This is a genomic window from Marinobacter sp. KMM 10035, assembly GCF_046537445.1.
Lineage (GTDB): Bacteria > Pseudomonadota > Gammaproteobacteria > Pseudomonadales > Oleiphilaceae > Marinobacter > Marinobacter sediminicola.
Map to the genome: position 1 here is coordinate 2,014,891 of NZ_JBBVMG010000001.1, position 18,113 is coordinate 2,033,003.

The 18,113-nt window shown below is 54.1% G+C and carries 18 protein-coding genes; 11 read left to right on the forward strand and 7 right to left on the reverse strand.

Annotated elements, in window-relative coordinates:
• Positions 1-7: 7 nt before the first annotated feature.
• Positions 8-892, reverse strand: coding sequence for a serine aminopeptidase domain-containing protein (locus AADB16_RS09000; protein ID WP_410802764.1), 885 nt, complete (start codon positions 890-892; stop codon positions 8-10).
• Positions 893-1,138: 246 nt separating this feature from the next.
• Between AADB16_RS09000 and AADB16_RS09005 the strand changes: the two genes are divergently transcribed.
• A complete protein-coding gene (locus AADB16_RS09005; protein ID WP_309043115.1) occupies positions 1,139-1,690 on the forward strand; it encodes a hemerythrin domain-containing protein in 552 nt (183 codons plus the stop codon).
• A gap of 66 nt (positions 1,691-1,756) precedes the next feature.
• Here AADB16_RS09005 and AADB16_RS09010 read toward each other — a convergent pair whose 3' ends face one another.
• Positions 1,757-2,632: a LysR substrate-binding domain-containing protein gene (locus AADB16_RS09010; RefSeq protein ID WP_309043116.1), complete on the reverse strand. Its 876-nt coding sequence runs from the start codon at positions 2,630-2,632 to the stop codon at positions 1,757-1,759.
• A gap of 114 nt (positions 2,633-2,746) precedes the next feature.
• Here AADB16_RS09010 and AADB16_RS09015 point away from each other — a divergent pair, with 114 nt between their 5' ends.
• From AADB16_RS09015 to AADB16_RS09040, 6 genes are all read left to right on the forward strand, one after another.
• Entirely contained in the window at positions 2,747-3,673 is a 927-nt protein-coding gene (locus AADB16_RS09015) for a DMT family transporter (protein WP_309043117.1), read from the forward strand.
• Positions 3,674-3,756: 83 nt separating this feature from the next.
• Positions 3,757-4,950: an MFS transporter gene (locus AADB16_RS09020; RefSeq protein ID WP_309043475.1), complete on the forward strand. Its 1,194-nt coding sequence runs from the start codon at positions 3,757-3,759 to the stop codon at positions 4,948-4,950.
• A 4-nt stretch (positions 4,951-4,954) separates the two neighbouring features.
• A complete protein-coding gene (locus AADB16_RS09025) occupies positions 4,955-7,630 on the forward strand; it encodes a YdbH domain-containing protein (RefSeq protein ID WP_410802766.1) in 2,676 nt (891 codons plus the stop codon).
• Positions 7,631-7,654: 24 nt separating this feature from the next.
• Positions 7,655-7,870 carry a YnbE family lipoprotein gene (locus AADB16_RS09030; protein ID WP_410802768.1) on the forward strand — a complete coding sequence of 72 codons (216 nt, stop codon included), beginning with the start codon at positions 7,655-7,657 and terminating at the stop codon, positions 7,868-7,870.
• Positions 7,871-7,914: 44 nt separating this feature from the next.
• Positions 7,915-8,259, forward strand: a complete 345-nt coding sequence (locus tag AADB16_RS09035; protein WP_410802770.1) for a YdbL family protein — start codon at positions 7,915-7,917, stop codon at positions 8,257-8,259.
• A 105-nt stretch (positions 8,260-8,364) separates the two neighbouring features.
• The gene (locus AADB16_RS09040; RefSeq protein ID WP_410802772.1) at positions 8,365-8,910 is read left to right on the forward strand and encodes a DUF5610 domain-containing protein; all 546 of its coding nucleotides are present in this window, start codon (positions 8,365-8,367) and stop codon (positions 8,908-8,910) included.
• Here AADB16_RS09040 and AADB16_RS09045 read toward each other — a convergent pair.
• The 3 genes from AADB16_RS09045 to AADB16_RS09055 all read right to left on the reverse strand — a co-directional run bounded on the left by AADB16_RS09045 (position 8,907) and on the right by AADB16_RS09055 (position 11,054).
• Positions 8,907-9,809: a PA2778 family cysteine peptidase gene (locus AADB16_RS09045; protein ID WP_410802773.1), complete on the reverse strand. Its 903-nt coding sequence runs from the start codon at positions 9,807-9,809 to the stop codon at positions 8,907-8,909. The two genes, AADB16_RS09040 and AADB16_RS09045, sit on opposite strands and share 4 nt — an antisense overlap.
• 11 nt (positions 9,810-9,820) lie before the next feature.
• Positions 9,821-10,222 carry a PA2779 family protein gene (locus AADB16_RS09050; RefSeq protein ID WP_410802775.1) on the reverse strand — a complete coding sequence of 134 codons (402 nt, stop codon included), beginning with the start codon at positions 10,220-10,222 and terminating at the stop codon, positions 9,821-9,823.
• Positions 10,223-10,340: 118 nt separating this feature from the next.
• A complete protein-coding gene (locus AADB16_RS09055) occupies positions 10,341-11,054 on the reverse strand; it encodes a succinate dehydrogenase iron-sulfur subunit (RefSeq protein WP_410802777.1) in 714 nt (237 codons plus the stop codon).
• A gap of 260 nt (positions 11,055-11,314) precedes the next feature.
• Between AADB16_RS09055 and AADB16_RS09060 the strand changes: the two genes are divergently transcribed.
• Genes AADB16_RS09060 through AADB16_RS09070 form a run of 3 tightly spaced genes read left to right on the forward strand, consistent with a single transcriptional unit; the run spans position 11,315 to position 14,832 of the window.
• Entirely contained in the window at positions 11,315-13,300 is a 1,986-nt protein-coding gene (locus AADB16_RS09060) for a putative bifunctional diguanylate cyclase/phosphodiesterase (protein WP_410802779.1), read from the forward strand.
• Positions 13,297-14,439, forward strand: coding sequence for an L-lactate dehydrogenase (locus tag AADB16_RS09065; protein WP_410802781.1), 1,143 nt, complete (start codon positions 13,297-13,299; stop codon positions 14,437-14,439). The genes AADB16_RS09060 and AADB16_RS09065 overlap by 4 nt, the downstream gene beginning before the upstream one ends.
• A gap of 21 nt (positions 14,440-14,460) precedes the next feature.
• On the forward strand, positions 14,461-14,832 hold the full coding sequence (locus AADB16_RS09070; protein ID WP_410803628.1) for a DUF488 domain-containing protein: 372 nt from the start codon (positions 14,461-14,463) through the stop codon (positions 14,830-14,832).
• On the opposite strand, the gene AADB16_RS09075 is transcribed toward AADB16_RS09070, so the two are convergent.
• Positions 14,827-16,005, reverse strand: coding sequence for a trans-sulfuration enzyme family protein (locus AADB16_RS09075; protein WP_410802783.1), 1,179 nt, complete (start codon positions 16,003-16,005; stop codon positions 14,827-14,829). The two genes, AADB16_RS09070 and AADB16_RS09075, sit on opposite strands and share 6 nt — an antisense overlap.
• A 233-nt stretch (positions 16,006-16,238) precedes the next feature.
• Here AADB16_RS09075 and AADB16_RS09080 point away from each other — a divergent pair, with 233 nt between their 5' ends.
• Positions 16,239-17,153 carry an AEC family transporter gene (locus AADB16_RS09080; RefSeq protein ID WP_410802785.1) on the forward strand — a complete coding sequence of 305 codons (915 nt, stop codon included), beginning with the start codon at positions 16,239-16,241 and terminating at the stop codon, positions 17,151-17,153.
• Here AADB16_RS09080 and AADB16_RS09085 read toward each other — a convergent pair.
• Positions 17,130-18,056 (reverse strand): zinc ABC transporter substrate-binding protein, encoded by a 927-nt coding sequence (locus tag AADB16_RS09085; RefSeq protein WP_410802787.1) that lies wholly within the window; start codon positions 18,054-18,056, stop codon positions 17,130-17,132. The two genes, AADB16_RS09080 and AADB16_RS09085, sit on opposite strands and share 24 nt — an antisense overlap.
• Between the last annotated feature and the right edge of the window lie 57 nt (positions 18,057-18,113).

The following is an 18,113-nucleotide window of genomic DNA, read 5'->3' on the forward strand; positions in this document are numbered from 1 at the left end:
GTTAGCGTCAGGACTCAGCTTTTTTGGCGCTCTCAAAGCTTGGCAACACCGGCGCAAACACCTTCTCCCACAACACCTCATAACGCTTTCTATGCCAACCAATATGGCCGATGCGCTTCTGGTTAATCTCTTCTGGCGTTACGCGAATATGCTGCTGAGGTGCATTAGTGAAAAAATCGTGCAGCATTCTAACGTTGGTGGGCGACATCATGTCGTCATCTGAAAATTCAATGGCTGTAATAGGTGTGCGTACACTGGCAAACCGCTCCCGCAACCAGTCTCCTTCGCAGCCGACAGAGTATTCTTCATTCAGGCACCAGCGGCGCCACTGCATGATGACGCCCTTCGGCATATCGCACATGAGTTTCAGGCGGTTACCGGGGAAATAACCCATGATTGGGACAACCGTGGGTACAAGAATGTACCAAAGGAACCATGCAATGCGCTTAGTGGGTAGTGAGTTATGCCACCAGGTGCCTGTTCCGCAGCCAACGGTAATTACCTGATCGATATCCGGGTTATGGCCCATAAAACCAATCATATGGCCGCCGACGCTGTGGCCGATCCACACTAGCTTCAGGTCGTAAAATTTCTCTTTAACGAATGCCAGAACTGCCGGGCAGTCGTATTTGCCCCAGCTCAGCTTGTCGCTTTTGCTGTCTTTTACATGGCCATTTACGGATAGCCCCATGCCTTCATAGTCAAACGTCAGGGCATGGAAGCCCTGGGTGTTCAGCCAGCGGGCGAAGTCGTCGTACAAGTACTGGGCTACGCCGGTTGCCGGCGCAAGCACGCAAATACCCCGCACCTCCGCACTGTCGGCTGTAAATAGCCGCGCTGTCAGGTTGTGGCCGGCGCTTGTGGTGATGCTATGAGTCTGAGGCGGGTTCATTACTGCGTCTACCTGAGGTGGGTTTTCAAAGCGTGGGTGCAATAGTGCTAAAACAGATGGCATGTTGGCAAATTAAGTTAATGAGCTAGCCTGAGAGAGCATCCATGGATGCTGATGGGCTCGGTGTGGATTTCGTAGCAAGTGGCTTGGATAGTCGCGGGCGCTGGCAATCTAATAACGAAGGAGCCAATATGGTCTTAGAAAAGATAGCTATAATACGAGCTACCATCATAAGGAGGCTTATACATGGCGACGCTTAATCAAATACGCCACGACCACGCTAACATGGCCCGGTTGCTGCACGTACTCTTGCTAAGGTATGAATCCCTGACCCAGGGCGAACGCCCGGATTTTCATCTTATTAGAGAGGTTGTGGATTACATACTCGAATACATGGAAAGCTTTGTTAAGCCGCTGGAAAGGCTGTACAGCGAGCACTTGGTGGCTAAAAAGTTCAAAGAGGGTGAGGTAGGTCAGAAGCTTGCTGAAGATTACCAAGCGTTGCGGGATCGCCTGAATATGCTTTCAGAGAACATTGATATGATTCTGCTGGATGCGGTAGTGCCGATGGACCGCTTTGCCGATGATCTGAAGGCTTACCTTGATGCTCACGGTGCCTATCTCCGTGCGGAACGAGAACTGCTGTTCCCATTCTTCCGTGAGAAACTGTCGCCGGAAGAACAGAAAAGCCTGCTCAAAATGTTGCCAGAAGGAGCGCAAGCTAACCTGGCACGCCTCAAGGACGATCATCCTGAATTGTATGAGGAATTTAAGGAAGCCCCTTCTCCATTTTCCTGATCGGCTCGATGTCATAGTGGCGCGCTGTGACCGTCATTCTTATGGCGTGAGCGTGCTGAGTATCTATTAGTTCAGGGTTTGTTCATCTGTGGACAGGTGGTTGCGGATGAGCTCAGCCAGCTGTTTCGCGGGTTCTGAGGGTCTTCCGGGTGGGCGGTGCAGAGCTATATCAACCGAATGCAGTGGTGGCATGCCGTTGCGTTCATCCAGTACCCGAAGATGTGGCGTCAGCATATTGCGTGTCACCACAACCACCGCAAGACCGGCAGCCACGACCGGCATGAGCCCCGTCATGGATTGGCTGGAGTACGCCATTCGCCAATCCCGTCCCGCACTGGCCAAAGCTTGCTCAGCAGCATCACGGAACACATCTGCGCCGGGGGAGTAGAGTGCCAGCGGGATTGGGTCCAGTAACGATGGCTGAGCGGTGGCGCCTACTGCCCACATTAAGGGTTCGCGCCGGATGACCTCGCCCCCGGGCGATCGAGCCTGACGGGTGACGACCGCCAAATCCATGCTGCCAGCCTGCACCTGTTTTACCAACTCGACGCTTGATCTGCAGGTCACCTGTAACTGCACCGCGGGAAATTGCCGGTTGAAGTGGGACAATACCGATGTGAGAAGAAAGGCATAATCTTCAGGAATGCCGAGGTTCAGCTCTCCGGATATCTGTTGTTGCTGGACATCGTCGAGGGCTTCATTGTTCAGTTCCAGCATTTTGCGAGCGTAACCCACCAGTTTCTGTCCTTCCGGAGTAAATCTGATCCGCCGCCCATCTTTCTCATGGAGCGGAACCCCAACGGCAGCCTCTAAACGGTTTAACTGCATACTCACAGTGGATTGCGTGTAGGACAGCTGTTCTGCCGCAGCGGTAACTGTGCCGGTGTCAGCAATGGTCACCAGAGTCAGCAACATGTTGAGGTCCAGAATGCGATTTCTCAATTAATCAATTCCTGTGATGCTATCCATCAAAAAGCATTGTTTTTGTGATGAATCAGGATTGTATAGCATGTCAGTGTCGAATCAAATCCACCAACCTTGTAAGGAGCCACGACGGTGCATGCGATCATCAATCCTTCTCGCCCACTTTATATCAGTATCATTGCCGCCCTTTTTGCCGTTGTGCTCTGGGCCGGCGCGCCCCTGTTGGTCGATCTGGCCAGTTCGGTTCCGCCTTTTCAGCTCACAACCATTGCACTGCTTAGTGCAGCAGTAGTCGCGTTACCGGCTAGTATTCGCAAACGCCGGAGGCGCGGTCTTCAGGCGCCACAGGCGGCTCTAACGCTCAATTGGAAACTGGCAGTTTATGGTTTGCTACCCGTCCTGATACTGGGCGCTATAGGTGGTTATCTGACAGGCGTAGGCATGGCGCCGACAGCGGAGGCAGCGTTGATTACCTACACCTGGCCGATCATGTTTATTGTGATCAGTCAGTGGCTCTTTCATCGCCGGATACCACTTCCAGTGCTGTGTGGAGCGCTCATCGCGTTCTCCGGTGCTGCGGTGTTGCTCTCACCGGGCGCAGGAAGTGAAGGCTATACCCAGTACGTGTTGGGGTATGGTCTGGCATTGATGGCGGCATGCTGCTGGGCACTTTATTCCTGGATTTGCCAGGCGGCACCGGTTGCTATTGCGCCAATAATGCCCAGGCTGTTCTTGTTGGCGGCTGCAGGAGCGGCAATCGCGGATCTTCTCTCAGGGACAGCTTTTGGGCTGCCCACTGGGCTGGCTCTTGTGGTTGGTATTGGCCTTGGTGTGGGGCCATATGGACTTGCCATGCTGGCGTGGGATGTGGCGCTCAGGAGCGGGCCAGCGGCGTTGGTTGGCAGCCTGGCCTATGGTGTGCCCGTACTGGCTGCTGGTTTTCTGGTTATTGCGGGAGTTGCAGCGCCAGATTGGCGGTTACCGCTAGCCGCTACGCTCGTGGTTGTCGGGTCATTTGTGGCAACTATGAAGGCCCGCGAGCCTGCTCTGAAATACTGATATAAACGTAATAGAATACGGATGGTGGATCTACTTGTACGACTGTCCGGTGATGTATTAACAAACCAACGCGCAAAACTATTCTGAGACGGCCGGCTGATGATGCCGGCCAAAACTTCACGGCAGTGTGCGTATCTCTCACATTCTGCTTTGTTGTTTACTCAATGCTGCTGGTGACAGTTCCGGTGTACGGCTTGGAACTGGGCGCTTCTCCTCTAATGCTGGGTGTTATTCTCAGCTCTCAATATCTGCTTCCTTTTTTGTTGGCCATTCCTTTGGGCGGCGCGGTTACTCGCCACGGTGGCCGGGTCACACTAGTGATCGGTGCGTTTGTAATGGTTGCGGGTTTGCTTCTGATGCAGGCTGTACCTGGTTACTACGGGCTGATTGGTGGCCAGCTATTGATCGGTCTGGCGCATCTGCAGATGGTGTTGTCTGCGCAAACGATTATTTCTTCTCTGGCCACTGGGCCAAAGCTTGAAGGCTACTTTGGTTGGTACTCCACTTGGTTATCTGGCGGGCAGGTGGTTGGGCCCTTGATTGCTGGAGCATGGATTGAGTGGGCTGGTAGTGTCGATAAGCTATTTTTGGTGATGGCGGGAATTGCCTTGTTGGGCGCGCTCACCGGCTTTGCTTTGACGGGCGATGCCACCAGGGGTATTCGAGCTACTGGCAAGCAAACCGGATTTCGTGCGCAGGCAACGTTGGCGCGGACCAATATCGGTGTTCAGGTGTCTATCGCCATTACGGTGGCGGGCATGTTTACCCTGGGTGTTTATGGAAGCTATTTACCTGTGTACCTCGATAGCTTGCAGATGAGCGCTGTGATGATTGGTGTGCTGGTTAGCTTGAGGGCAGGCGTGTCGATGGTTATACGGCCGTTTATTCCCAGGATTATCCATGCCGTAGGAGGGCGCGGAAATGCAACAACCATCGCGTTGGGCGGTGTGGCAATTGGCTTGGCATATTTAGGATTTGCAACCGGTGCTCCATCTATTGCACTTGTGGCCCTGCTTGTGGGTTTTGGAGGAGGTCTTACGCAGCCTCTTTCCATGGTGGTTCTGGCTGAAAGTGTGGGGGCGGAGCAACGATCGGGCGCGCTTGGCATGCGGTTGATGGTCAATCGGGCTGTTCATTTTGTGGCACCGTTATTCTTCGGCGTGTTACTTGGTGTGAGTGGCTTTGGGGTCGCATTCGGGGTTTCGGGGCTGCTAATTGCTCTTGTTGCCATTTCACTTAGGCGCCTCCAGAATCGGCGTATCGATCCAGCGGGCTAATAAAATGCGAATTACTTGGAAATCAGTTGCCTGGGGACTGTTTGCAGTAGTCGTGCTTTCTATGCTGATGGGCATTTTGGCAGCTCGTCACTTCTGGAATCAGGCTCTGGAGCAGAACGGAATCGAATCTCTGGAGTGGCAGGGGCTGGATCTGTCGTTCAGTGGTGTATCTGTTCGCGAACTCACACTAACTCAGTCCATTCCGGAGAGGGATCTTGCTTTGCGTGGCCGGGAGCTGTCACTGGGTTGGCGCTGGCCGGCGTGGGAAGGTGAATGGCAGCCGCAGTTAACTAAATTGACCGCGGAGTACCTGAGGCTCGGTTTGTACACTAAACCAGTAGCTCAGTCCGACACGGCACCGCAACAGCAACAGCCAATCCAGTGGCAGCCGGAATTGCTGGCTTTGCTGCCATCGAAAGTAAGCGTACAGCAGTTTGACGTGACCTTGCCATGTGAGACAGGCCGCTGCCCGTTGGCAGGTAGTCTGGCCTTGACCAATTCCCATGAGACCCAGGTCACTGAGGCCCAGGTGCAACTCGACCATGAAGGCCATGAGCTTGCCTTGTTGGCGATTCTCGACAGCGCTGGGCGCGATAGCCTGAACTTGTCAGCAGAAGTATCGATTGATGGTGTGCGGTATCTTGTAGCGCGTTCGGCTTACACTCCCCGGAACGCCAATGGTCTGGTGTCGTGGCAGGGTTCTGTTGATGTGCCGGACTTACCCCGGACAGATTGGTTGCTGGCTTGGCTCCAAGCCTGGCAGAGCCTACCCTTGGAGCAATGGCCGGAACAGCCAGAGACCGGCTCTGCATCTGCCAGCTGGCAACTACAGGGTCCCGGAGATGAAACCTTTTTGGCCAAAGCGACGGGCAGCGTGAAGGTGCAGGCACGACTGCCGCAACCTTGGCCGGCACCCGGTGTTGGAACAGTCAGTGGCAATGCAGAGGTTGCATTGACGGTTGATGAGGGCATCTGGCAGCCCGAAACCCTGCAGGCGGACCTTAAGTTGAGCCATCCAGCACCCTGGATCAAAAACATACCGCAATGGATGCGCCCGGAGATTCTCGAACTCTCCGTTCGGCCAGCAAAGACTATACCTTCAGCGTCTGCCCGCGCTGCTGCTACCCAAGCCGGGGCAGAGCCTGCTTTGCTACCGCTAAATCTCGCGATGACCAGTCAAGGGGGTGCAAACCTTGCCATAAACTCCCATCTGGCTGTGGCTACAAGCTCTCCATGGCAGGTGCAGTTAGGGCGCACGCATGTCACTGCTGCACTGTCAAAATTTGATGTGGCCGGCTGGCGGTTGACCAAACCCAAAGTAGAGGCGTCGCTGACAGGTTGGCTGGACACCCGTGCAGCCGCGTTGAAATTCGGAGAGCCCGCATTCGTGGAAGCTGAGAAACTTGAGCCGCTTTCCGGCACGGCAGCCGTAGCTGATGGTACGCAGCTAAATGGCTTGCGTGTGGACTTGTCCGGAGCGGCACTTGAAGCAGGTTACCGTCGCGAGCAGGGCGGGCTGAGCCAGCTGTCTTTGATTGGGCCGCTGGGCATCAAGGCAAAACAGATCCGGCATCCGCAATTACAATCGCAGTCCTGGCAGCTGGATGGCGATGTGAATGCCACACTCGACCGTACCGATGTTAAAGGCTTGCTGAAGGCCAAAGCCGGGGCATCCGTAAATCTCAATCTGGCATTCCCGTATGACGGGCCATTATCCCTTGAAGCTAGCACTCGTGTGAGCGGTGAAAGCGAAGCTGAGGCGCTGTCCCGCATATTTACAGCATGGCCAGAACCCATGTTTGTATCCGGCGGCACTGTCAGTGCGCATGCCAGGTATGAGCGACCCCAAAATGGCCCAATGCGATTGGCGGGAAAGCTGGTGTTTGCGGACTGGAGTGGCACCTACGACCGCACGGCGTGGGCCAACATGAACGGCGCCACTGAGTTCGTTCTTGAAAACGAGCGCGTTAAAGTAGCAACAACGGAGCTGGCTGTAGAAGAAGTGAACCCGGGTTTGCCTGTTGGTCCAGTGCGCTTGGCTGGCCATTACGAAGCGGCTCTGGCCCACCTTGCGGCAGGGGTGATAAATTTGGAGCAAGCCAGCACCGGTGCTTTGGGTGGAGAAGTAAACATTCAGCCCGGACACTGGGATTTGGCGCAGGCGCCAGTGGCGATTCCCGTTGAGCTCCATCAACTCAGTCTTGCTCGTCTACTACAGCTCTACCCGGCAGAAGGGCTGGCAGGTACAGGCATCCTCAGTGGAACAGTACCGGTGTTGTTTGATCCTGCTACCGGCATTCGGGTGGAAAAGGGTCGAATCGATGCACTTAAGCCAGGCGGACGGCTGGAGGTGACGGCGGAGAGGCTAAAGGCACTTGCCAGCCAAAGTGAGTCCATGGAGCTGGTTGCGCGTGCACTGGAGGATTTCCGTTACTCTGTGCTCGATAGTGGTATCGATTACGATGAGAACGGCACTCTGATATTGGAGCTCCACCTTGAAGGCAATAGCCCGGAAGTTGGCCAAGGCCAGCCTGTAGTGCTGAACATCAACCTGGAAGAGAATATACCGGCGCTGCTAACCAGCCTGCAGCTAAGCGGCCGAGTGAGCGATGCTGTGGCGGAACGGGTTAAAAATTTACTGAAGAAGCGCGAGCGGGATTCAGACGACCTGTTAGAGTAAAGGGTAACAAAGGAGTACATCGATATGACGCAATTTGGTTCGAGGTTTCCCCGGAGTGTATTCGCCTTGTTGGCGTGTCTGGTGATGGGCGGTTTATTGCTGGGTTGCACCCCAACCGTTCAGGTGGCTGCGCCCAAGGAGCCGATTACAGTTAACTTGAACGTAAAGATTCAGCATGAAATTTATGTGAAAGTTGATAAAGACGTAGATGAGTTATTCAGTGAAAAGGGCCTGTTCTGATCGCCTTGGTGTTTTGTACAAAACGAATGATTAAGGAGTTAACCATGACATTATTTGCCCGATTCAGTGCCCTGGTTTTTGCGTTCTGTCTTGCGTTGCCGGCAATGGCAATGAGTTTGGATGAAGCCAAAAACGCCCTCGAATCTGCAAAAAGCCAAGGCCTTGTGGGGGAAACACCGGCAGGCTATTTGGCCGCTGTAGGCTCTGACCAGAAGGCTAAGGAGATTGTAAGTGCGATCAACGATGCCCGGCGTGAAGCGTATAAAGAAATTGCTGCAAAGCACGGCATCGCGGTCACTAAAGTTGAGACGGTGGCGGGTCAGAAAGCGGTGGACAAAACACCGGCTGGACAGTTCATACTGGTGGGTGAGCGCTGGCTAAAGAAATAGAAGGTATTCGTTACGGGGTGGGTGCGATATAACCAATCGATATTAATGTTTGGCGCGCGCCTGCCGTTAGCCGTTACACATAAGCCCCTGCAGGAGGTTAAGGTTATGGTAGCGCCAATCATTGGTCGCGGGCCGGATGTAACCGGTCGAGTGAATACGAGCCCCACCGAAGCCAAGCCCGCAAATCGCGTAGCCGCCGAGGCTCGAATCGAAAAACAGGCGACCATCCGTACACCTGCCGATGCGATCAATGTGATGCGGGCGCGTATGGAGCAGCGACTTCAGGAAGCCATGGGCGGTCAGAGCAAGGCTGTATCCGGGGCAGATAAGTACGCTGCACAGGCGCAGCCACCCACTGCTTCAGATGTCGCTAGTGTGATCCTCGGATTTGTCCAGAACCGACTGCAAGCAGAGGCAGACGGTGGTGCTGATTTGGAGAAGCTTACAGATTTGATGTCCCAGGCCCGCGCGGGCATTGAGAAAGGTTATTCCGAAGCACGAGAGCAGATAGTTGCTTTGGGCATGATGAACGAAACCTTGGGTGCAGAAATCGATAAAGGTTTTGATCTGATTCAGGATGGTTTACTGAATTTGGAGAAGCTGTTTTTAGGCAAAGAGCCCAGCGTGGATAATTCCACCGAGACCGGTTAATCGGCACTCGGTTTTTCTGCAAGCCCCTTCGTTTCCTGGGCTTTGTTCAGCATTGCAGAAGACTCTACTTCTCTACCTTGTTTGGACAAGGCTTCAGCCAGATTATTCCAGCCAGCACTAATATCAGGAAATTGTTCGGTCATGGCGCGGTAGTATTTTTCCGCTTCTGACCAATTGCCTTGCTGGTAGGCCAGATTACCCAAACCAAGCAAGGCGGCAGGTTGATCGGGCCAGGTTTGGGCTGCGGCGCTGTAGGCCGCTTTTGCCGCATTTGTTTGCTGAGTTGTTTCCAGATCATGGGCGGCCATGAGGAATTCTAGTGGTTCCGCCGAGGCGGGCATCTGATTTGGCGGCAGCATTACCCGTGCCCATCGTTCTGAGCGATCCCAAGTCGCCATAAATGCGCTAGCGGGCAGGCGGTAGTTCTCTTGTGTTCCGGAATGCAGTATCAGCACCTCCTTTTTGCTGTCGTAGCCAATTACTACGGCAAAGTGCCATTGCGGCCACCATCCAAAACGAAGATTCTGCAAAACCAATACCGGGTGCCCAGCTTCAACTTCCTTTAGTACAACGTCCAATTCCGGCTTCAGCGGATAAACCAACATGCCGTATTGGCGGGCTGTTGCCACCATCTCGACCTGCAACGCGCCTTTGCGTTCAGGCAGGTAAACCTTGCTCACCAATTCATCGGGCGTTGCCTGCACATCCTGGGCGTTGAGCATCATCGCCAGAGAGGCTGGGCCACACTGATACAGCTCTTGGGGATGAAAGGGTACGCTGGTAAGTGTGGTTGTTTCGTAGGCATCGGGCCACTTTGGTTGGCTGGCGCAGCCTGAGAGGAGAACTCCCAGGAGCGCCGCTGCCAGAAACCGGGCGATCTGTGGCCGGGAAGCATGCATTGCAGTGCTGCTTAACGGATGCAGTTAATAAACGGGAAGATATCCGTAGCGCACAGCATGTCTGTAACAATGAAAACCAGCAGGAACAGCACGATTATCCCCACAACACCTTCACCGGTAGGTGCCTCGGCAAGCTGCTGTTTGAAGTCCGCAAGTTCAGCCGGTGTGAGACTTTGAATTCTGTCTCGTACTTCCTGTTCTCCCACGCCCATGCTGGCCAGTGCGCCTTTTACGTCCTCGCGGTCCAGCATGCTCATCAAGGCTTCGCGGTCGATATCAGCCCTTTGTTCTGTGAGGAGCTCGCCAGTACCAACAATGTTGGCAGATGCAGGGATTGCCCACATAGAACTCAATACCATTACCAGCGCCATGATGGCGGAAACGGACTGGGTGTAAGATCTGATGGCTTGCATTAGGCTGCTCCTGTTCGTGATTGCTTCAGATTGTGATTTTGGATCAGTCAGGGCCTAAGTGTAAGCATTTGCGCGCCATTTGCCGTTAAAATCAGATTAACATGCATTAATCCGCGGTTTAGATTTGCTGGCGGACAAGCATTGTCTTGATTCGGCCAATTTGCTTCATGGGGTTGAGTCCCTTCGGGCAATAAGCCGTGCAGTTGCCAATCCCCCTGCAGCGAAATACGCTGAACGGGTCTTCCAGTTTTGCCAGGCGCTCAGTGGTTGCTGTATCTCGCGAGTCCAGTAAAAACCGGTGGGCTTGTAGCAGCCCCGCAGGTCCCACGTATTTTTCCGGGTTCCACCACCAGGAGGGGCAGGCGGATGAGCAGCAGGCGCACAGAATGCACTCGTACAAACCATCCAGTTTTGCACGATCTTCCGGGCTTTGGAGCCGCTCGATGGCTGGTCGTGGCTGGTCGTTTATCAACCACGGCCGAATGGTTTTGTATTGTTTGAAAAACAGGGATTGATCTACCACCAAATCACGGATCACCGGCATGCCGGGGAGTGGCCGGATGACCAGTTTGGACGACTTGCCAAGAGCATCAGCCACCCGTGTAATGCAGCCAAGCCCATTGCGGCCATTAATATTAAGGCCATCAGAGCCGCAGACACCCTCGCGACAGGAGCGGCGAAAAGAAAGCGTGGGATCGACTGTTTTCAGGTACTCAAGGACATCCAGCACCATACGGTTGCGGTAACTGGCATCCACTTCCACATTCTGAACATAGGGTGTGTTATCGGTTTCCGGGTTGTAGCGATAGAGTTGGACAGTGACAGTTTCCATTGCGTTATCCCTCGTTGCCTCCCTGAAGCGCAAAGGACCAACTGCCGGGTAGGCGTGCGCTCCATGTGATGTTGATCCCCCAAAGTTCTAGCAGAGGCAGGCAGCTTTCGCCTACGGATATATCAATTTGTACGGCGCAGAAATGATCCATCGCATGGGGGCTGTCCAGGTTGTTCATTGAGTGGTGATGATGAAAAGAATGGCCGCAATTTAGTCTATGCTTAGGGCAGTTCCTATCAACGAAGTTTGGATCCTTAGCCATGTCTGAAGCAGACACTACCGTTTTCGAAATTTTCCCATGGAACCGGAATTTCGAAACGGGCATCGAAACAATTGATGAACAACATAAGGTGCTTGTTGAAATAGTTAACAGGCTTGCCTGGCATTTTGCATCCAGTACCTCCGAGCTTGAAATCGGCCACATTCTGGATGAACTGCTTTCTTATGCCGCCTATCATTTCAAAGCGGAGGAAGAAATCTGGAAAGCTGCTCTTGGTGAGCAGGAAATGGTGCAGAATCATCACGATGGCCATCAGTTGTTCTTCGTTCAGATCCATATGTTCCGCTCCAGTGAAGAGCCAGAAGAAAAGGTCATGAGCGAATTGTTCTCCTACCTTACCCGATGGCTGGCTTTTCATATTCTTGAGTCAGATCGCCGAATGGCGCTCACCATCAAGGCGGTAGAGCGAGGTGTTCCTTTATCAGAAGCCAAAAAGGAAGTTGATAACGAGCTAAGCGGTGCAGTGTCTGTAATGGTTTCGGCTCTGCTGGAAATCTATGAAAAGCTGGCTGCCAGCACCATGCAGTTGATGCGTGAAAAAATGGCGCGGCTCAGAGCTGAGGATGAGCTTGCTCGCTTGCATCATGACAACCTCAATACAGCGCTTGAACAGCAGGCGTCTGAGCACGCAGAACACCTGAAGTTTCTCGCGTATTCGGATCCGGTTACCGGGCTGATGAATCGTAATGGAATACTCCGGGAGATCCGGAATGTAATGCAGCAAAAGCATTTACCTGCAGAGTCCGCTGCGGTGATCTCCATTGATCTGGATAATTTTCATAAAGTGAATGCCCGCTTCGGTGAGGAATCTGCCGACCGGCTACTTGGTTTGCTTGCCAGACGCTGGAAGGATGCGATGGCATACGGTGGGCACCTTGCACGAATCAGTGGCGACGAGTTTGTTGTGCTTCTTGCAGATAGCGGAAAAGTAGAATCCCAGCTTAGGGCCTTGAGGCTGACGGCCGAACAGCCATTCATGCTTGATGGTGGCAGTATTAGTATGGCATTTACGGCGGGCATCGTTCGTTTTCCCCATGATGGCGCAGACGATGGGGATACGCTTTTGCGGCAGGCTGATCACACGTTGTTTCGAGCGAAGCAGGAACAAAAAGGTGAGTGGTTGTTTCTGGATGCTGATGCACAGCGCCAGTCGGTTGAGCGCCAGCGGCTTTTGGCCGACATTCGTGCTGGGCTTGCAGGCGATCAGTTCAGGCTGCTGTATCAACCGAAGGTCTGTCTACGATCGGGCGTTGTAATCGGTGTTGAGGCGCTTATTCGGTGGGAGCATCCGGAGCAAGGTACCCTGAGCCCAATGCAATTTCTGCCAGTGCTGGAGCATCACCTATTGATGATCAATATTGGTGAGTGGGTTATCAACGAGGCGCTCAGACAAATGACGGTTTGGGATAGTGAAGGGCTGGTTTTGGATGTGGGAGTGAATATTGCCGCGATGCATCTCCAGCACCCGGATTTTGCAACAAGGTTGGCCGGGGCGCTGGCCAGATACCCTCATGTTGCGCCACAGAGACTGGATCTGGAAATACTTGAAACAGCAGCTCTTGGCGAGCTTGATAAGGCGGGTAGTATTATCCGGGAATGCGAAAGCCTTGGGGTGACCTTTTCGTTGGACGACTTTGGCACCGGGTACTCTTCACTTTCATATCTCAAAAAACTACCCGTCAAAACCTTGAAAATCGACCAAGGGTTTGTGAGCAGTGCGTTGTCGAATGGTGACGACATTGCGATCCTCAAGGGCATAATTGGCCTCTCTCATGCGTTCGACAAAAAGCTGGTGGCAGAGGGGGTGGAAACCATGGAGCACGGGAAGCTCCTGATCCGCCTTGGTTGCTATCATGCTCAGGGCTACGCCATTGCCAGGCCCATGAAGCCAGAGAAAGTTACAGCCTGGAAAAAACAGTGGCGGCCCTATCCTGAATGGTCTGCCGGAGAATACGTAAAACAATGATTACGCCCGCAAACACAACAGACAACCGCAAAATCGCCGAAGCCCGACTGCCTCGGATGATGTTTGACTACTTTGATGGTGGCGCCTTTTCAGAGCAGACTCTAAGAGAGAACACAGGGGATTTCCAACACCTGCACTTTCGCCAACGGGTTATGCGGGATGTGTCCAACGCCTCTGCCGCCACACAAATACTGGGCCAGAATGCCGCCTTACCACTGGCTCTTGCGCCCGTTGGTCTTGCCGGCATGCTCGCCCGCAGGGGCGAAGTTCAGGTCGCCCGAGCAGCGCAGGAAGCCGGCGTGCCTTTTTGCCTCAGCACTGTCGCCATCTGTTCGCTGGAAGAGGTTGCCGCGGCAACCAGCGCGGCTAACTGGTTTCAGCTGTATGTTCTGAAAGATCGGGGCTACTCGGAAGCCTTGCTTAACCGTGCACACAAAGCGGGATACACCACTCTGGTGTTTACGGTCGATCTTCCCAAACTCGGCGTGCGTTATAGAGATGTGCGTAACGGCATGAATGGCGGTCTCTCAACCTGGGGCAAGATGCAAAAGCTGTCTGATCTGCTTTCCCATCCCCTCTGGCTTTGGGATGTTGCCATCAAGGGCAAGCCCCTGACGTTTGGCAACCTCTCCGATGCCGTGCCTTCGGGACGCAATCCTGAGGATTTCAAAGCCTGGGTAGACCAGCAGTTTGATGCGTCGGTTACCTGGAAGGATCTCGAATGGGTGCGCCAGCACTGGCCGGGCAAGCTGGTTATCAAAGGGATTATGGATCCAGGCGATGCTCGCTCGGCAGTAGATGTTGGCGCCGATGGCATTGTTGTTTCCAATCATGGTGGGAGACAACTGGATGGTGCGCCGTCAACCATTTCGGCGCTGCCCGCCATCGTAGAAGCCGTGTCCGGAAAAACCGAGATTCTGTTTGATGGCGGCATACAGTCTGGCCAGGACGTTGTGCGGGCGCTTTGCCTTGGCGCGAACGCCTGTCTGGTGGGCCGCGCATGGGCGTATGCACTGGCAGCCGGTGGTGAGGCAGCGGTTTTGCGAATGCTGGACAACTTCCGCTATGAGGTTGAGTTGACTCTTGCGTTGCTGGGTAAAACGTCGGTAAAACAGTTGAGCCCGGATGATCTTGTCTGAACGATAAACGGAGGCTTGATGATGGATATTCGAATCAAGAGAGCTTACGAAGACGCCGCACGTTCTGACGGCCCACGCATTCTGGTCGACAGGATATGGCCCCGTGGCGTCGCCAAGGAAGATGCGGATATCGAGGCCTGGCTAAAAGGGCTGGCGCCTTCCACTGAGCTGCGAAAATGGTTTGATCACGACCCTGAGAAGTGGAAAGAGTTTCGGCAGCGCTACCTGAAGGAGTTGAAGGCCGCGAAGGAAGGAGACGCAGCCGACGCTCTGAAGGAGTTGAAGGCGATTATAAAAGAGCACAAACGCATAACCCTGGTATTCGCCGCAAAGGATACAGAGCACAACAACGCTGTAGCCCTTCGCGACTTTCTCGATAACGGCGATTTATAATTTACCAAGGGCTTGCTGAAGGTCTGCTACCAGGTCTTCAGCGTCTTCAAGCCCAACAGACATCCGCAGCATGCCGTCGGTAATACCACGGCGCTCTCGCTCCTCTTGGCTGATGCCATGATGGCTTGTGGCGCAGGGCTGGGAAACCAGGCTTTCCACGCCGCCCAAACTGGTGGCCAGCAAGAAAACCTGCAAGTTGTCCGCAACTTTTACCGCTTGTTCCCGGTCCCCTTTGATCTCTATCGTCAGCACGCCGCCAAACCCGTCCATTTGTTGCTTCGCCAGGTTGTGACCCGGGAAGTCAGGCAAGCCTGGGTAGAGCACTCGTTTTATGGCCGGGTGGCCTTCCATCGCGCGGGCAACCGCCAAAGCGTTCTCATTGTGTTGCTTTACCCGCAGGGGCAGGGTTCTGAGGCTGCGAGAGAGTAGAGCAGCGGTTTCTGGTGCGAGAATCTGGCCGAGGTTTTTACGCCACTGGGCGATGGGCTTTATTCGTTCCGCAGAGGCCATGACTGCGCCTGCTGTAATGTCGCTGTGCCCACCAAGGAATTTACTTGCGCTGTGAAGGCTCAGGTCTGCCCCCAGGTTTAACGGCCGTTGGTTCACCGGAGATGCAAAGGTATTGTCTACTGCAAGCAGGGCGCCCTTGGCGTGGGCCTGCTGCGCCAATTCCCGAATGTCCAATATGCTCAGCGTGGGATTGGCCGGCGATTCGCAGTACACCAGCATGCCGGGTTTGTTCAGGGCGTGGGCCAGTTGCTGGGGATCATGTTTTAACAGGAAGGTAACGGGGATGCCCAGCGGTTCGAAATGTTTTGTCAGTAGCTCCTGTGTGCCACCGTATAGATCCCCCACGCACACAATGCCGTTTCGGCCATGGGCAAACAGGGTTGCCGAGATGGCGGCCATCCCCGAGGCGAAGGCTAGCGCATCTTCTGTCTCTTCAAGGCTGGCCAGGCCTTGTTCCAGCTCCTGAATGGACGGATTACTGCCCCAGCGAGTGTACAGGTTACCCGGCGCACGGCCTGCAATGACCTCTTGCAGCGCTGCTGTATCCGGAAACCGGTAGGTGGTGGTGTTATAAATCGGCGAGTAGGGACTGCCAAAGCCATCCTTGTGGCGGCGGTTATGGATGATTCTGGTTGCTTTACCGTGCTCTGAACCTTTTTGCATGGGCTGTCCCTCAAGCTGGCTATGGTTTTAAAAGGAAGTGGGCGGTGTCGTGTGAATTATTCTCGCAGGCATGGCTCGCGCTGACTACTGGGGCAGATGACCGTGGGCATAGAGTGTTATAGAAATAACCACTTCGGGACGGGTTATTAGTCATCTGATATGCTCGGCGGTTTCCCGGTAAAAAGTTCGGGATAGATGCTTATTTATCAGTTTTTGATGCTGGAGTATTCGGTATGCCGGTTATGGTTCAGGCCCTCGTGCCTGTTTTTGCGCTGATTGTTTTAGGGCACCTGTTCAGGCGCTGGGCATTTCCGTCGATTGAATTCTGGCCTCAGGCTGAGCGCTTTACCTACTACGTGCTCTTTCCCGCCATGCTGGTGTTCAAGCTTGGGCAAGCTCGTTTACCCGTCTCCGCCTATGGTGATACTGCCTTACTTATCGCGTCCATGCTGCTGGCGATGACGTTGCTTTTGGTGGTTGTACAGTTCTTCTGGCGCTGGAATGGGCCGGTTTTTTCTTCGGTGTACCAGGGGGCTATCCGGTTTAATTCCTACGTGGCACTAGCGGCCGGGGGCATGTTACTTGGCGATGATGGTCTGTCCCTCACGGCCATTGCCGTTGCGGTCATGGTGCCGCTGATTAATTTACTGTGCATTCTGATGTTTTCGATTGTGGCAACAGACGGCCCGGCCCGGCTGGGGCCTGTGGTGCGCGCCATTGCATCAAACCCACTGATTATAGGGTCGGTGCTTGGCGTGACCTGGAGCTTTTTCGAAATTGACTTTCATCCGCTCCTCGCAGGAACACTTGAGCCGTTAAGCAACCTGGCTTTGCCAATGGGGCTGATGACAGTGGGCGCAGGGCTTCAGTTAAAAGCCCTGCGAGGCGCTTCTGTGCCTTTTGTTGTCTCGTCTGTTTTAAAGTTGCTACTGTTCCCGTTTATGGCCGCAGGCTTGGCCCTTCTGTTGGGCCTTGATGGCACCCTGGTGCAGGTCGCGATACTGCTGGCCACTCTGCCAACAGCGACCTCGGCCTATATCCTGGCACGGCAGTTGGGCGGCGATGCACCGTTGATGGCAGGTATCATCAGTGGCCAGACACTTCTGGCCATGGTGTCTATTCCCTTAATGCTCAGCATTCTCTGGTAGGCATTTGAGCACGGCATCGGCAATGCTTTGCTGGAAGGCCACATACCCCTCTGGGTTTGCGGTTATGTCTGTAGCCAGTGGGTCCCAAGTGCTGAATGTCACATCCAGCCCACTGGTGATGGAACGCCACCACTGCCGGTTGAATTGCGGCTCCGTTAGCAGGCAGGGATGATTTGCATTGCGCAAGCTGCTCTGCACTTGTGCAATGTGCCGGGCTCCCGGTGACAGCTCGGGGTTGAGTGTAAGCACGCCCTCTACATTCAGGCTGTAGTGTTCAGCGAACCGTGTGAAGGCGCTGTGGTATGCAAACAGGCTGGTGTCCCGCAAGGGCTCCAGTTGCTTCCGGATCTGCTGCTCTCTGGCTGTCACTGATGCTCTGAATGCTTCCAGGTTGGCATCGAGGGCAGGTTTGTCTGCCATGTTCCTTTGGGCCAGGGTATCTCGGATGGTTTCTGCCATGGTTAGCGCCATGTGTGGGTCCACCCAGATATGAGGGTCTTCACCATCTCCATGGTCATGCCCGTGGCTGTGTTCATCATGACTATCTGCACTGTCAGCGTGTTCGCTGTCTTCATCGCGCTCCATAAGCATGATCGAACGTCCGCCAAATTCGCTGCCCGTCAACAGGCGATTCAGAAACGTCTCCATTTTGGGGCCTACCCAGAAAATAACATCGGAATCTTCCAGTTCCCGACGCTTTGACGGTGTCATTGAATAGTTGTGAGGGCTGGCGCCAGGTGGCACCAGAGTGCTTACCCGCATGTCTTCCGTGGCTATCGCGCGCACCATAAGTTCCAGTGGCTTGATGGAAGTGAGAATGCGAGTGTCGGCAAGCGTATTGTCGGAATAAAACAAGGTGCTGGTTGTCAGCATTAGAGCCAGGGCTATGATTTTGGCGTGCATGTTAGGTCGGAATCCTGAAGCTGGTTGGTAATGTTATAATGTAACACTGTTCGTGAT

Bases quoted from the DNA above. Each gene is read 5' to 3' on its own strand.
- AADB16_RS09080 (WP_410802785.1), top strand. From the start codon at position 16,239: ATGCCGGTTATGGTTCAGGCCCTCGTGCCTGTTTTTGCGCTGATTGTT.
- AADB16_RS09075 (WP_410802783.1), bottom strand. From the start codon at position 16,005: ATGCAAAAAGGTTCAGAGCACGGTAAAGCAACCAGAATCATCCATAAC.
- AADB16_RS09050 (WP_410802775.1), bottom strand. From the start codon at position 10,222: ATGCAAGCCATCAGATCTTACACCCAGTCCGTTTCCGCCATCATGGCG.
- AADB16_RS09085 (WP_410802787.1), bottom strand. From the start codon at position 18,056: ATGCACGCCAAAATCATAGCCCTGGCTCTAATGCTGACAACCAGCACC.
- AADB16_RS09000 (WP_410802764.1), bottom strand. From the start codon at position 892: ATGAACCCGCCTCAGACTCATAGCATCACCACAAGCGCCGGCCACAAC.
- AADB16_RS09065 (WP_410802781.1), top strand. From the start codon at position 13,297: ATGATTACGCCCGCAAACACAACAGACAACCGCAAAATCGCCGAAGCC.
- AADB16_RS09030 (WP_410802768.1), top strand. From the start codon at position 7,655: ATGACGCAATTTGGTTCGAGGTTTCCCCGGAGTGTATTCGCCTTGTTG.
- AADB16_RS09070 (WP_410803628.1), top strand. From the start codon at position 14,461: ATGGATATTCGAATCAAGAGAGCTTACGAAGACGCCGCACGTTCTGAC.
- AADB16_RS09005 (WP_309043115.1), top strand. From the start codon at position 1,139: ATGGCGACGCTTAATCAAATACGCCACGACCACGCTAACATGGCCCGG.
- AADB16_RS09025 (WP_410802766.1), top strand. From the start codon at position 4,955: ATGCGAATTACTTGGAAATCAGTTGCCTGGGGACTGTTTGCAGTAGTC.
- AADB16_RS09035 (WP_410802770.1), top strand. From the start codon at position 7,915: ATGACATTATTTGCCCGATTCAGTGCCCTGGTTTTTGCGTTCTGTCTT.
- AADB16_RS09045 (WP_410802773.1), bottom strand. From the start codon at position 9,809: ATGCATGCTTCCCGGCCACAGATCGCCCGGTTTCTGGCAGCGGCGCTC.
- AADB16_RS09040 (WP_410802772.1), top strand. From the start codon at position 8,365: ATGGTAGCGCCAATCATTGGTCGCGGGCCGGATGTAACCGGTCGAGTG.
- AADB16_RS09060 (WP_410802779.1), top strand. From the start codon at position 11,315: ATGTCTGAAGCAGACACTACCGTTTTCGAAATTTTCCCATGGAACCGG.
- AADB16_RS09055 (WP_410802777.1), bottom strand. From the start codon at position 11,054: ATGGAAACTGTCACTGTCCAACTCTATCGCTACAACCCGGAAACCGAT.